Here is a 12,545-nt window from a genome sequence, read left to right as displayed (position 1 = left end):
GGTCAGACCAAGCGGCGGTCGGTCGCCCAGCGGGTGAGTTCGTGGCGGTTGGACAGCTGCAGTTTCCGCAACACCGAGGACACGTGGGTCTCGACCGTCTTCACCGAGATGAAGAGTTCGCGGGCGACTTCCTTGTAGGCGTAGCCGCGGGCGATCAGACGCAGTACCTCACGCTCCCGCTGCGACAGCCGGTCCAGGTCCTCGTCCACCGAGGCGATGTCGATCGCACCGGAGAACGCGTCCAGCACGAACCCGGCCAGCCGCGGCGAGAACACCGCGTCCCCGTCCGCGACCCGGCCGATCGCGTCGACCAGCTCGGCCCCGCTGATGTTCTTGGTGACGTACCCGCGCGCGCCGGCCCGGATCACACCGATCACGTCCTCGGCCGCGTCCGACACCGACAGTGCCAGGAACTTGACCTCCGGGTGCCGCTGGTGCACCTGCTTCATGACCTCGGTCCCACCGCCGCCGGGCAGGTGGACGTCGAGCAGGACGACGTCCGGCTCGGTTCCGACGATCGCCTTCACCGCGGAATCGACGTCGGAGCCCTCCCCGACGATGTCGACCGCGGTGCCGATCTCGCTGCGCACTCCGGCCCGGAACATGTCGTGGTCGTCGATGACGACAACGCGCCTCTGGCTCATCTGTCCATCTCCAGTCGCACTTCGGTGCCTGTCTCCGGGTCGGACCGCACTGTTGCGCGGCCGCCGTGCCGTTCCATTCTGCCCATCACACTGTGCCGCAGGCCGAGCCGATCGTCCGGCACGCCGTCGACATCGAATCCCTTACCCCGGTCCCGGACGAAGATCTCCGCCCGGTCCCCGTCCACCTCGACGAACACGTCGATCTTCTCCGCACCGGAGTGCTTGGCCGCGTTCACCATCGACTCGCGCGCGGCCCGGACCATCGAGGACAACGGTTCGGTCAGCTCGCAGTCCCCCACCGTCACCACCTCGACCGGGACGCCGTGCGAGTCCTCGACCTCGGCCGCGGCCCGCTTGGCGGCACCGGACAGAGTCTGGTCGGTCTTGTCGTCCTCGTCGTACAGCCAGGTCCGCAGTTCGCGCTCCTGCGAGCGGGCCAGCCGGGCGACGGCCTTCGGGTCGTTCGCCTGCTTCTGGATCAGCGCCAGCGTCTGCAGCACCGAGTCGTGCAGGTGGGCGGCCATGTCGGCACGCTCCTCCGACCGGGCCCGCTCGGCCCGCTCGTTGTTCAGGTCCCGGGTCAGGCGGTGCACCCACGGTCCGGCGATCACGCCGAGGCCGACCACGGCGAGCAGCAGTGCGACGAGTACGTCGCCGACCATCGAGAGCCGGCCGTTCTGCACCAGGAAGACGGTGATCGCGGTGCCGATCAGGATCAGGCCGACGGCGATCCGGATCAGCGACTTCCAGCCGCCCTTGCCGAGCACGATCCCGAGGATCGGGACGCGCACGTCCCGGCTCCACGCGGCCCGCTGGCTCTCGTCGGCCTGCCGCCAGATCAGCGCCAGACCGGTGCCGGCGAACACGAGCGGCCAGAACATCTTCCCGGCGATCCCGAGCCCGGCGACCTGCAGCAGGAGCAGTACGCCGATGCCGACGACCACCAGGGCCGCGACCTGGCCGCGGCTCTTCTCCTTCTTCCGCTCCTTGGCCTCGGTCACCGGCTGCGGCGGCGGCTGGTCGGTCCGGAGTCCACCCCGGGTGTGCGCGGCCAGACCGGGCGCGGCCGGCACCGTCGGAGTGCCCAGCGGCATCAGGAACCAGAGCGCCGCATAGATCAGTACGCCGAACCCGCCGAACACCGTGGCAGCGATCAGCACGAGCCGCACCAGGGTGTCGGACACCCCGAGGTGGTCCGCCACACCCCCTGCGACCCCCGCGACCACCCGTCCATCGGTACGGCGGTATGCCCGGCGTACCGGTGGCGGCTCGTGGCCCTGTCCGGTCGGACCGCCGTACGGGGGTTGAGCGCCGTACGGGGCCTGAGCGCCGTACGGGGGCTGGCCCGGCTGAGCGCCGTACGCGGCGTAGGGGCCTTGGTACTGCCTGGGTCCCTGTGGTCCCCAGCCTTCGTACCGCCATTGACCGGTGCCTTGGTCACCTCGGCCATGCGGCGGCCCGGGTGGGGTCCCTGGCGTGGCAGACCCGCCCGTCGGCGCGGCTGAGGCTGGTTGAGTCATCCACACGATCGTCACACGTGGACCGGGCCGACACCAGCAGGCTTGTCCCTAGGCGTCTCCTCAGCGCCTGACCGGCCGGGTCAGGGTCGGACCGGGGAGAACCCCGAGCCGACCGCTCCCTGGGAGGCGACCCCGGGGTCGCGAGAGGGGGATCCCCGATGTCGTCCGGCTTGGTAGAGGGCCAGTATCGATGGCATGGAGCAGAACTCGAGTGGACCCGGTGGGTTCGACCGCGGCGGCCTGCAGAACGTGCAGAGCTGGCAGCGCAGCCGGTCGGACCGGATGCTGGCCGGTGTCTGCGGCGGTATCGGCCGCGCGCTGAACATCGATCCGGTGCTGGTCCGCGTCGTGATGGCGGTCCTCATCATCAGCGGTCCCGGGATCATCTTCTACATCGCCGCCTGGGTGCTGATGCCCGACGAGGGCCATGACCGCTCGGCGGCGCAGGGTCTGCTCGGCGACCGGGTGCGCCCGGACCACCCGTGGCTGTGGCCGATCGTGATCGGCGTCTGCGTGTTCGCCGGGATCGCGATCATGTCGTCGTTCGACTTCGGCCGGGCCGTCCCCGGGCCGCTGATCGTGCTCGCGGTGATCTGGATCGTCGCCCGGCACCGGAAGAACCGCCGGAACGGCAACGGCCAGGACTGGTCCGCGAACCGCGGCTGGTCCGGCCCGCAGTGGACGAACCAGCCCGGTCAGCCGGGTCCGGCGCCGACCGCTCCGATGGGTCAGCCGGCCACGTCGTCGTACCTGCCTCCTCAGACCGGCCCGTCAGCTCCCCCGGCGGGTCCGTCGTCCTCGGCCACGCAGCGCCCCCAGGACCGCACCGTCGAACCGGTCCAGCCTGTGTGGACCGAGGACGACCCCCTCGGCCTGTACGTCGACGAGCCGCCGGCCGCGCGACCGCCCACGACCGCGAAACCGGCCGAACCGCCGGCCAAGGGGATGCGCGGGGTCAAGTCGATCGTCGTCGTCCTGACCGGTCTCGCGATCGCGATCGCCTGGGCGGCCGGTGCGGCCACCTCGACGATGCTGATCATCGGCCTGGCCACACTCGGCGCCGGCATGCTGGTCGGCGGCTTCGTCGGCCGGGTACTGGGGCTGCTGCCGCTCGGCATCCTGCTCGCGGGCGCCGCGGTGGCGAGCACAGTCTTCCCGGAGGTGCCGCGCGACTTCTCGGAGGTCAGGTACACCGCGACGGCCGGGGAGGCGATCACCGCGACGAGCACGTCGTACAACCTCGACGGTGGGGCCGTGCACCTGGACCTGACCAAGGCGAAGTTCGAGCCAGGTGCCAAGGTGGATGTGCACCTCGGGGTCGGTGAAATCATCGTCAGGGTCCCGCAGGACGTGGACGTCGAAGGGCAACTGTCCGCCGAGATGGGCGAGGTGGTCTGGCTGGGCCAGAACCGCGGCGGCCATAATGCCGAATTGACCCTGAAGGACCTCGGCCCCGACGGAAAGCCCGGACCGACGGCGGTCACGCTGGACCTGGACGTGAAACTGGGCAGCATCAAGGTGGAGCGCGGATGAAGCAGAAGTCGAAACCGGACGTCCCCGGCATCATCGCCGGCACCGTCCTGTCCGGCGCCGCCACGATCTGGATGCTCACCGAGAACGGTGTTCTCCAGACCGACGACCTCGGCGTCACCAGCGCCCTCCTCCTGGTCGCCGCCGGCATCGTCGGCCTGGCCGCCTCGCACCGCAGCTGACTCGGGTCCACCGGGTAACTCGGTGGACCTCCGGCTCGGGCTTCTCTAGGCTCGCCCGCATGTCCAGTCCGGAGGCCAGCAGACCGTAGCCACCGGCCGTTCGGTGGCCCTGGATCTCTCAGCACAGGCCGCACCCGAACCGCCGGCGATGCTCGGCAGGCGATCCGTCCTGCCGCACCTCATCGACGTGGTTGCGGAGCTTCTCGATGCCTTTCGTGCTGTACCTGCTCGGCCTGGCCGTGTTCGCCCAGGCGACCTCCGAATTCATGCTCTCCGGCCTCGGTCCGGACATCGCCCATGACCTGGGCGTCTCGATCCCCACCACCGGCTGGCTCACCTCGGCCTTCGCGGTCGGGATGATCGTCGGCGCACCGGCGATCGCCGTCCTCGGCGCCCGCTGGCCGCGCCGCCGTACGCTGCTGGTCACTCTTACCGTGTTCCTGCTCGTCCACGTGATCGGCGCGGTCACCACCAGTTTCGCCGTCCTGCTGATCACCCGCGTCATCGCGGCGCTGGCCAACGCCGGCTTCCTCGCGATCGCCCTCGCCACCGCCACCAGCCTGGTGCGTCCCGACGCCAAGGGTCGCGCGACCTCCGTCCTGCTCGGAGGTACGACGCTCGCCTGCATCGTCGGCGTACCAGGGGGTGCTCTCCTCGGCCAGCAGTTCGGCTGGCGGTCCGCGTTCTGGGCGGTCGCGATCATCTCCTTCCCGGCGTTGATCGCGATCCTGCGCGCAGTCCCCGCCGACCGCATCACAGGCCCCGTCACGGTCGGCGGAGTGCGGTTCCGGCAGCGTCTCGTCGTACTCCTGATCCTCGGGGCATTGGTGAACGGGGCAACGTTCTGCTCGTTCACCTACCTCGCACCGGTGCTGACCGAGGTGACCGGCCTCGGCGCCGGATGGGTGCCGGTGATGCTCGCGCTGTTCGGCCTCGGCTCGTTCGCCGGCGTCGCCATCGCGGGCCGGTACGCCGACAGTCGCGACACCCGCCTGGTCTTCGTTGCCGGTGGCACCTTGCTGCTCGGCTGGTGCGCGTTCGCCCTGACCGCGTCCGCTCCGACCGCAGCCGTCGTACTGGTCTTCACCCAAGGATTGTTGTCGTTCGCCGTCGGCTCGACGCTGATCTCGTACGCCCTCTACGCGGCCTCGGAATCACCCGTCCTGGCCGGCGGCCTCGCCACCGCATCCCTCAACGTAGGCGCCGCCCTCGGCCCGGCCCTAGGCGGCGCCGCGATCACCCTGACCAACTACCGCGCCCCACTCTGGGCCAGCGCCCTCCTAGTCGGTACGGCGCTCTGCCTCGCCGGACTCGGCCAGCTCCGGAGCAGACGGCTGAGCTAGGATTTGGACCGCCCACCGGCTCCTGCCGGTGGGCGGAGTACCCGAGGGGTCCGGGTGAAGCGGGTCCCGTGGTCACAGGAGTTTCGATGGTGCGCGGCACCGTGAAGTGGTTCAACGCCGACAAGGGCTACGGCTTCCTCGCCGTCGAGGGCCAGGACGACGTGTTCGTCCACTGGAGCAAGATCGTCTCCGACGGGTACAAGACCCTCGAGGACGGCCAGCAGGTCGAGTTCCAGATCGTCGACGGCCCCAAAGGCCGCGAGGCCGACGCCGTCACCCCGGTCTGAAGCAACCACCCGCAGAGCGCCATCAGGTGGTGAACTCCTGCACCGCATCCAGCAGCCAGCGGGCGACGTAGTCGGCGAAGCTCGAACGAGGCAGTAGGCGGTACGTGGTGTCGCCGGTCTGCCACAGCAGCACCGGCACCCTGGCGAGGGTGGTGGCGACCGCGCGGCCGGGCCCGAACACACGAGGGTGAAGGTCGACGGGACAGCCCTTCTCCAGTACGGCGCGTGCCCGCGGCCCGGTGATTTCGATGACGGTCCGGTTGGCCGACACATCCAGCGCCAGCCCGGGGTCCTCTCCGAGAGCGGCATCGAGCTGGTCGACCAGGGCAACCGGGTCGTTCGTGGTGACCACGAGCCATTCGTCCGGGCCGAGCCACAGGGTCGTGCCGGTGGTCTCGCCACAGTTGGCCGGTAGCGGGGCACCTAGTACGGCGGCGACCCGAGCCGCGGCCGGCGAGGAGGGATCCACCCGGAGGCTGACCATCCCCAGGAAGGGCGCCTCCGCCAGGCTCACTGTGAGGTCCGAGGCCTCGGCCATCCGGTCGGCGAGGTGCGTCAACGGACTGCGCCGCAGCGTACTCAGGTCAGCCATCTCGCTTCGTCCCTTCGGGGTCGTACAGCACGGGTGACGTCACTTCGACCTCCACCAACCGGTCGCCGACAGGCGCCAGGAGTACCTCGCCGAACCGATCGCGGCCGGACTTGATGAGCGCCAAACCGAAGGGCCGGCCGAGTGCCTCGCTGTGGTAGCTCGAGGTCACGTGCCCGAGCATCGGCACCGGCCCGTCCACCGCTGTCGCCGGCGAACCGGGAGCGACGAGTTGGGCTCCCTCGGGCAGCCGGGTGCTGCGGTCCACGGGCAGCACGCCGACGAGGTGCTTGCGGTCCGCTCGCGCGGTGTCCGGGCGGCTGTAGGAGCGCCGGCCGACGAAGTCCTTCACCTTCGAGACGACCCACTCCATGCCGGCGTCCTGCGGCGTGACCGTGCCGTCGGTGTCCTGCCCGACGATCGGGTAGCCCTTCTCAGCCCGCAGTACGTGCATCGTCTCGGTGCCGTACGGCGTGATCCCGAGATCCTGCCCAGCGCCGTACACCTCCTCCCAGACCGCACGCCCGTACCAACCGGACACGTTGACCTCGAACGCGAGCTCACCCGAGAACGAGATCCGGCAGATCCGGGCCGGGATACCGGACGCGAGCGTGGTCTCCCGGAACGTCATGAACGGGAACGCCTCGTTCGACACATCCAACTCAGGCGCAACCCGAGCGATCACGTCGCGGGACCGCGGACCGACGACGGCAACGGTGGTCCACTGCTCCGTCACCGAGGTGCAGTAGACGTCCAGGTCGGGCCACTCGGTCTGCAGCCACTCCTCGAGCCAATCCAGAACACCCGCGGCGTTACCTGTGGTCGTGGTCATGAAGTAGCGGTCCTCGGCGAGCCGCAGCGTCACACCGTCGTCGAACATCATCCCGTCCGGCGTACACATGACGCCGTACCGGGCCGAGCCGATCGGTAGCTTCTTGAACGCGTTGGTGTAGATCCGGTTCAGGAACTCGCCCGCGTCCTTTCCGCGGATCTCGACCTTGCCCAAGGTGGAGGCGTCCATCATCGCCACGCCCTGGCGGGCGGCCCGGCACTCGCGCGCCACGGCAGCATCCAGGTCCTCACCCGCCTGCGGGTAGTGCCACGGGCGCAGCCACTGCCCGACGATCTCGAACTCGGCGCCGTGCTCGACATGCCAGGAGTGCACCGGTGTGGTCCGCTCGGGATCGAACAGGTCGCCGCGCTCCCGTCCCGCCAGCGCCGCGAACGGAATCGGGGTGTACGGCGCCCGGTAGGTGGTCGTGCCGATCTCGCCGATATTCGATTCGTTAAGGGCCGCCGCGATCACCCCGATGGCGGCGACGCCCGAGGTCTTGCCTTGGTCCTGGCCGGTCCCGATGGATGTGTATCGCTTGACGTGCTCGACATTGCGCATGCCGGCGCCGGTGGCCCGCCAGACATCTGCGACGGTCTGGTCGCGCTGCAGATCCACGAAGTGCTCGTCCCACTCGCCCGGCTCACCGTCGATGCCCGGCACCAACCAGACCGGTCGTACCGCTCCGTTCCAGCCGCCGATGCCCCGGGGTGTCACAACCTCGGAGGGGTATCCCTGACGACCGGCCGCCGCGATGCCGGCGACGCCTCCAGCGCCGAGGATCGCGTCCAGGCTGAACTCACCGGCCGCGGAGCCGACCACGAACTGGTTGCGCACGGCACCGAAAGGGACGAACCCGGCGATCCGGGCGTTCCAGGTCAGCCGCCCCTGCCGCTGACTGTGCAGGTGTACGACGGGGCTCCAGCCACCCGAGACCGCCAACGTGTCGCAGGCGATGGTCGACCGTTCGCCCACGAGCTGCCCATGGGCGTCGAGCTTGCTGATCTCCACCGAGGACACCCGGGGGTCGCCGTGGGTTGCCACCACAACGGTGGCCACCTCCACGGGGACGGCGCAGGTGGCGGCCCGGTCGGACAGCGTCGGCCGCGCATCCAGTACGACGGGTACGTCGACGCCGGCCGCGACCAGGTCGGCGACGAGCTCGTACGCGCTGTCGTTGGTGGTTGCCACGACCACGCGGTCGCCGACGGTCACGGCGTACCGGTTGAGGTAGGTACGGACTGCGTCGGCCAACATGACGCCTGGCCGGTCGTTGCCGGCAAAGACGAGCGGCCGCTCGTGTGCACCCGTGGCGAGTACCACCTGACCGGCCCGGATGTGCCAGAGTCGCTGGCGCGAGAGGCGAGCCGGCGGCTCGTCGAAGTGGTCGGTCCGCCGTTCGACGGCCAGGACGTAGTTGTCGTCGTAGCTGCCGAACGCCGTGGTCCGAGCCAGCAGAGTGACCTCCGGGGACGCCTCGAGCCGGGCAGCGACGTCGGCGACCCACTCCAGTGCGGGCCGATCGTCTACGCGTTCGTGACGGCCGGACAGCAGCGATCCGCCAAGCTCTGCCTGTTCGTCGATGAGGATGACGCGCGCACCACCGGCCGCGGCCGCGTCGGCAGCCGCGAGGCCGGCCGGGCCGGCGCCGATCACCAGGACGTCCGTGTGGACGAACCGCTTGTCGTACTGGGCCTCGTCCGACGCGGGATCGAGATGTCCGAGTCCAGACAGGGTCTGCGCGCTCAGGCCGTCCACCAGCGCTCGCACAGTGGCAGGCACCATCGGCTCGGAGCAGTCGCCCCCGATCTGAAGCAGTGCGTTCGGCTCCTCGACGCCCGCCGCCACAATGCCGCGTGGTCGGCCTTTGTAGATGGAGTCACCCACCCGCCCCTGCCCGTTGGCCAGCAGGGCGGAGGCCACGGTGTCGCCGGGGTGGCCGACGTACTCCACCTCGTCGACGGTGAACCGCAGCTCCCGGCTGCGGTCGATCCGCCCGCCGGTGGGGAGCCTGCGGTACTGCGAGCCGGTCATCGGGCTCCTCCTGGCTGGGCGGCCGGAGCCGCACCGGTGTAGACCTCGTGTACGGCGTACGTCGCGGTGTCGCGAACGACGTTGAACCAGCGACGACAGCCGCCGCTGTGCGACCAGCGCTCCGCGAACAGGCCCTTGGGGTTGTCGCGGTAGAAGAGGTAGGCCGCCCACTCCTCGTCGGAGAGCGCGGACGGGTCCTCGGGGTAGGCCACGTGAGCTTGGCCCCCGTAGTGGTACTCGGTCTCGTCCCGTGGTCCGCACCAGGGACAGGTCAGCAGGAGCATCGGTTGTCCTCTCGGCTCAGTGGGCCACGGCGGCGGCGCCGTGCTCGTCGATCAGGGCGCCGGTGACGAATCGCTCCAGCGCGAACGGCCGGTTCAGTTCGTGCGGCTCGCCGGTGGCCATGGTGTGTGCCATCGCCCACCCGGCTGCCGGCGTCGCCTTGAAGCCGCCGGTCCCCCAACCACAGTTGACGAAAAGGTTGTCCACCGGGGTGGCGCCGATGATCGGCGAGGCGTCCGGGGAGACATCGACGATGCCTCCCCAGGTTCGCAACAGGTGAGCGCGGGCGAAGATCGGGAACAGCTCGAGCGCGGCGGCCATCTGATGCTCGATCACATGGAACGAGCCGCGCTGTCCGTAGCCGTTGTAGGAGTCGACGCCGGCGCCCATCACGAGCTCGCCCTTGTGGGCCTGGGAGACGTAGACGTGGACGTGATTGGACATCACGACCGTCGGATGCACCGGCTCGTAAAGCTCGGACACCAGCGCCTGCAGCGGGTGGGACTGCACGGGCAGCCGGAAGCCGGCCAGTCCGGCCAGCACACTGCTGTGGCCTGCCGCGTTCAGCCCGACGACGCCGGCGTTGATGCGCCCGCGGGTGGTCTCGACACCCACGACGCGACCGTGATCCCGGACGAACCCGGTCACCTCGCAGTTCTGGATCAGGTCGATGCCGAACTGGTCACACGCCCGGGCGAGTGCCCAGGCCACATGGTCGTGCTTGGCGATGCCTGCCCGCGGCTGGAAGGTCGCGCCGAGCACCGGGTACCGAACATCCGGCGACACGTTGACGATCGGGCAGACCTTGGCCACGTCGTCGGGCTCGAGCCACTCGGCATCGACACCGTTGAGCCGGTTCGCATTCACCCGCCGGGTGCTGTCCCGGACGTCCTGGAGGGTGTGCGCGAGGTTGAGCACCCCACGCTGGCTGAACAGGAAGTCGTAGTCCAGCTCCGCGGGCAGCTGCTCCCAGAGCTTCAGGGCGAACTCGTAGATCGCCGAGCTCTCGTCCCACAGGTAGTTCGAGCGGATGATCGTCGTGTTGCGGGCCATGTTCCCGCCCGCCAGCCACCCCTTCTCGAGGACGGCGACGTTCGTGATGCCGTGGTTCTTCGCCAAGTAGTACGCCGTGGCCAGACCATGGCCACCGCCTCCGACAACGATGGCGTCGTACGACGACTTCGGGTCCGGGTCGCGCCAGAGCCAGTCGGGGTGCTCGGGCAGGTGCGGGGTGCTCATGCTCTCGTCTCCTCGGCGGCCGCGAGGTGCGGATAGAGGGGGAACTTGTCCGCGAGGCTCTCCACTCGGCCACGCAGCTCAGCCGCAAGGGCGTCATCCAGCGGGGCGGACAGGGCGGCGGCGATGATGTCCGCGACCTCGGCGAACGCGGTCCGGTCGAAGCCACGGGTCGCGAGCGCGGGGGTTCCGATCCGCAAACCCGAGGACACCATCGGCGGGCGAGGATCGAACGGCACCGCGTTGCGGTTCACGGTGATCCCGATCGTGTGCAGCCGGTCCTCCGCCTGCTGGCCGTCGAGCTCGGAGTTACGCAAGTCGACGAGGACCAGGTGGACGTCGGTGCCTCCGGTCAGGACAGTGATGCCGGCCAGGAACACATCGGCCGCACTGAGCCGGTCAGCGAGGATCCGGGCACCCTCGAGGGTGCGCTCCTGGCGATCCCGGAAGTCCTCGCTCGCGGCCGCCTTGAAGGCGACCGCCTTGGCCGCGATGACGTGCTCGAGCGGTCCGCCCTGCTGGCCCGGGAAGACCGCGGAGTTGATCTTCTTCAGCAATTCCGGCCGGCACAGGATCACGCCGCCACGCGGGCCGCCGAGGGTCTTGTGCGTCGTGGTGGTGACCACGTCGGCGTGCGGCACCGGATTGGGGTGCAGGCCCGCGGCGACAAGGCCGGCGAAGTGCGCCATGTCCACCATCAGGTAGGCGCCGACGAGGTCGGCGATCCGGCGAAACTCGGCGAAGTCCAGCTGGCGCGGGTACGCCGACCACCCGGCCACGATCAGCTTGGGCCGATGCTCGAGTGCCAGCCGCTCGACCTCGGCCATGTCGACCCGGAAATCGGTGTCGCTCACGTGGTAGGGCACGACGTTGTAGAGCTTGCCGGAGAAGTTGATCCGCATGCCGTGCGTCAGGTGACCACCGTGGGCCAGGTCGAGGCCGAGAATGGTGTCGCCGGGCTCCAGCAGGGCGACCATCGCGGCCGCGTTCGCCTGGGCCCCGGAGTGCGGCTGGACGTTCGCCGCCTCGGCACCGAACAGCGCCTTCACCCGGTCGATCGCGAGCTGCTCGACCACGTCGACATGCTCGCAGCCGCCGTAGTACCGGCGGCCCGGGTAGCCCTCGGCGTACTTGTTCGTGAGCACCGAGCCCTGGGCCTGCATCACGGCGTACGGCGCAAAGTTCTCCGACGCGATCATCTCCAGGGTCGACTGCTGCCGGTGCAGTTCGGCGGCGATGGCGCTGTGGACCTCAGGGTCGAACGCGGCCAGGTCAAGGTCGAGGGATGCGGTCACGATGCGGGCCTCCACACTGATGCACGATTGAAAACCTACTGATATATCAATTGTTCAGGTAACGTACGGCACATGTCGGAGCACGTCAACACCCACGAACTGAGCCTCCCCGTCGCGGCCGGGGATGCGACCGAATCGCTGGCCGACCGTGCCTACCGCGAGATCCGCGATCGCCTGGTGATGCTCGACATACGTCCTGGCAGCCCGATCAACGAGGACCAACTGGGGACGTCGCTGGGCATCGGTCGCACTCCGGTGCGGGAGGCCCTGAAGAGGCTCGCGTACGAGCGGCTGGTCGTCGCGTATCCGCGTCGCGGCACCTTCGCCACTGACGTCAACATCACCGACCTGGCCCACATCTCCGAGGTGCGCCAGCATCTGGAGCCGATCGCGGCCGCGAGCGCCGCACGCCGGGCCACCACACCTGAACGTGCGTCGTTCCTCGAGCTGGCCGAAACGCTCCGGTCGGAGGCAGTGTCGCGAATGGGCGCGCTGGACCTGATGCGACTGGACCTGGAGGCACACCGCGCGCTGTACGCGGCGACGCACAACCCGCACCTCGAGGACACCCTGGTTCGCTACGACAACCTGGCGAACCGGATCTGGTGCCTCTTCATCCACCGCCTGCCCGGGATGGCCGGCCACATCAGCGAGCACGGCCCGCTCCTGGAGGCGGTGGCCGCCGGTGACGCGGACGCAGCGGCCGAGCTGGCGCGCGCTCACGTCGTCCACTTCGAGGAAGAAGTCCGAGCCCTGCTCTGATTGCGCCTT

Annotated in this window: 12 protein-coding genes; 5 read left to right on the top strand and 7 right to left on the bottom strand. The window is 69.6% G+C overall.

Annotated features, from left to right (window positions below):
• Positions 1-2: 2 nt before the first annotated feature.
• Both V9K99_RS23795 and V9K99_RS23790 read right to left on the bottom strand, forming a co-directional pair.
• Positions 3-644 carry a response regulator transcription factor gene (locus V9K99_RS23795; protein WP_337006548.1) on the bottom strand — a complete coding sequence of 214 codons (642 nt, stop codon included), beginning with the start codon at positions 642-644 and terminating at the stop codon, positions 3-5.
• Positions 641-2,164 (bottom strand): PspC domain-containing protein, encoded by a 1,524-nt coding sequence (locus tag V9K99_RS23790; RefSeq protein WP_337006545.1) that lies wholly within the window; start codon positions 2,162-2,164, stop codon positions 641-643. The genes V9K99_RS23795 and V9K99_RS23790 overlap by 4 nt, the downstream gene beginning before the upstream one ends.
• A gap of 195 nt (positions 2,165-2,359) precedes the next feature.
• On the opposite strand from V9K99_RS23790, the gene V9K99_RS23785 reads away from it, so the two are divergent.
• The 4 genes from V9K99_RS23785 to V9K99_RS23770 all read left to right on the top strand — a co-directional run bounded on the left by V9K99_RS23785 (position 2,360) and on the right by V9K99_RS23770 (position 5,506).
• A complete protein-coding gene (locus V9K99_RS23785; protein ID WP_337006543.1) occupies positions 2,360-3,697 on the top strand; it encodes a PspC domain-containing protein in 1,338 nt (445 codons plus the stop codon).
• Positions 3,694-3,876 (top strand): hypothetical protein, encoded by a 183-nt coding sequence (locus V9K99_RS23780; protein ID WP_337006541.1) that lies wholly within the window; start codon positions 3,694-3,696, stop codon positions 3,874-3,876. The genes V9K99_RS23785 and V9K99_RS23780 overlap by 4 nt, the downstream gene beginning before the upstream one ends.
• A gap of 206 nt (positions 3,877-4,082) precedes the next feature.
• The gene (locus V9K99_RS23775) at positions 4,083-5,219 is read left to right on the top strand and encodes a Cmx/CmrA family chloramphenicol efflux MFS transporter (RefSeq protein WP_337006539.1); all 1,137 of its coding nucleotides are present in this window, start codon (positions 4,083-4,085) and stop codon (positions 5,217-5,219) included.
• An 86-nt stretch (positions 5,220-5,305) separates the two neighbouring features.
• On the top strand, positions 5,306-5,506 hold the full coding sequence (locus V9K99_RS23770) for a cold-shock protein (RefSeq protein WP_132208951.1): 201 nt from the start codon (positions 5,306-5,308) through the stop codon (positions 5,504-5,506).
• Between the two features lie 22 nt (positions 5,507-5,528).
• On the opposite strand, the gene V9K99_RS23765 is transcribed toward V9K99_RS23770, so the two are convergent.
• The 5 genes from V9K99_RS23765 to glyA are packed head-to-tail and all read right to left on the bottom strand — an operon-like array spanning position 5,529 to position 11,774.
• Complete coding sequence (locus V9K99_RS23765; RefSeq protein ID WP_337006534.1) at positions 5,529-6,098, bottom strand: sarcosine oxidase subunit gamma; 570 nt, start codon at positions 6,096-6,098, stop codon at positions 5,529-5,531.
• Positions 6,091-8,961, bottom strand: a complete 2,871-nt coding sequence (locus tag V9K99_RS23760; RefSeq protein WP_337006532.1) for a sarcosine oxidase subunit alpha family protein — start codon at positions 8,959-8,961, stop codon at positions 6,091-6,093. The genes V9K99_RS23765 and V9K99_RS23760 overlap by 8 nt, the downstream gene beginning before the upstream one ends.
• Positions 8,958-9,245, bottom strand: a complete 288-nt coding sequence (locus V9K99_RS23755; RefSeq protein ID WP_337006530.1) for a sarcosine oxidase subunit delta — start codon at positions 9,243-9,245, stop codon at positions 8,958-8,960. The genes V9K99_RS23760 and V9K99_RS23755 overlap by 4 nt, the downstream gene beginning before the upstream one ends.
• 16 nt (positions 9,246-9,261) lie before the next feature.
• Positions 9,262-10,482, bottom strand: a complete 1,221-nt coding sequence (locus V9K99_RS23750; protein ID WP_337006528.1) for a sarcosine oxidase subunit beta family protein — start codon at positions 10,480-10,482, stop codon at positions 9,262-9,264.
• Positions 10,479-11,774 (bottom strand): serine hydroxymethyltransferase, encoded by a 1,296-nt coding sequence (gene glyA, locus V9K99_RS23745; RefSeq protein ID WP_337006526.1) that lies wholly within the window; start codon positions 11,772-11,774, stop codon positions 10,479-10,481. The genes V9K99_RS23750 and glyA overlap by 4 nt, the downstream gene beginning before the upstream one ends.
• A 72-nt stretch (positions 11,775-11,846) precedes the next feature.
• On the opposite strand from glyA, the gene V9K99_RS23740 reads away from it, so the two are divergent.
• Positions 11,847-12,536, top strand: a complete 690-nt coding sequence (locus V9K99_RS23740) for a GntR family transcriptional regulator (RefSeq protein WP_337006523.1) — start codon at positions 11,847-11,849, stop codon at positions 12,534-12,536.
• The last annotated feature ends 9 nt before the right edge of the window (positions 12,537-12,545 follow it).

Origin of the sequence: Kribbella sp. CCNWLW201, assembly GCF_037203805.1 — a bacterium.
GTDB lineage: Bacteria > Actinomycetota > Actinomycetes > Propionibacteriales > Kribbellaceae > Kribbella.
Note: the sequence above shows the minus strand (reverse complement) of the source record. Positions and strands in the feature narration are given on the sequence as shown.

Coding starts and splice junctions, on each gene's coding strand:
- V9K99_RS23795 (WP_337006548.1), bottom strand. CDS start 644: ATGAGCCAGAGGCGCGTTGTCGTCATCGACGACCACGACATGTTCCGG.
- V9K99_RS23790 (WP_337006545.1), bottom strand. CDS start 2,164: ATGACTCAACCAGCCTCAGCCGCGCCGACGGGCGGGTCTGCCACGCCA.
- V9K99_RS23785 (WP_337006543.1), top strand. CDS start 2,360: ATGGAGCAGAACTCGAGTGGACCCGGTGGGTTCGACCGCGGCGGCCTG.
- V9K99_RS23780 (WP_337006541.1), top strand. CDS start 3,694: ATGAAGCAGAAGTCGAAACCGGACGTCCCCGGCATCATCGCCGGCACC.
- V9K99_RS23775 (WP_337006539.1), top strand. CDS start 4,083: ATGCCTTTCGTGCTGTACCTGCTCGGCCTGGCCGTGTTCGCCCAGGCG.
- V9K99_RS23770 (WP_132208951.1), top strand. CDS start 5,306: ATGGTGCGCGGCACCGTGAAGTGGTTCAACGCCGACAAGGGCTACGGC.
- V9K99_RS23765 (WP_337006534.1), bottom strand. CDS start 6,098: ATGGCTGACCTGAGTACGCTGCGGCGCAGTCCGTTGACGCACCTCGCC.
- V9K99_RS23760 (WP_337006532.1), bottom strand. CDS start 8,961: ATGACCGGCTCGCAGTACCGCAGGCTCCCCACCGGCGGGCGGATCGAC.
- V9K99_RS23755 (WP_337006530.1), bottom strand. CDS start 9,245: ATGCTCCTGCTGACCTGTCCCTGGTGCGGACCACGGGACGAGACCGAG.
- V9K99_RS23750 (WP_337006528.1), bottom strand. CDS start 10,482: ATGAGCACCCCGCACCTGCCCGAGCACCCCGACTGGCTCTGGCGCGAC.
- V9K99_RS23740 (WP_337006523.1), top strand. CDS start 11,847: ATGTCGGAGCACGTCAACACCCACGAACTGAGCCTCCCCGTCGCGGCC.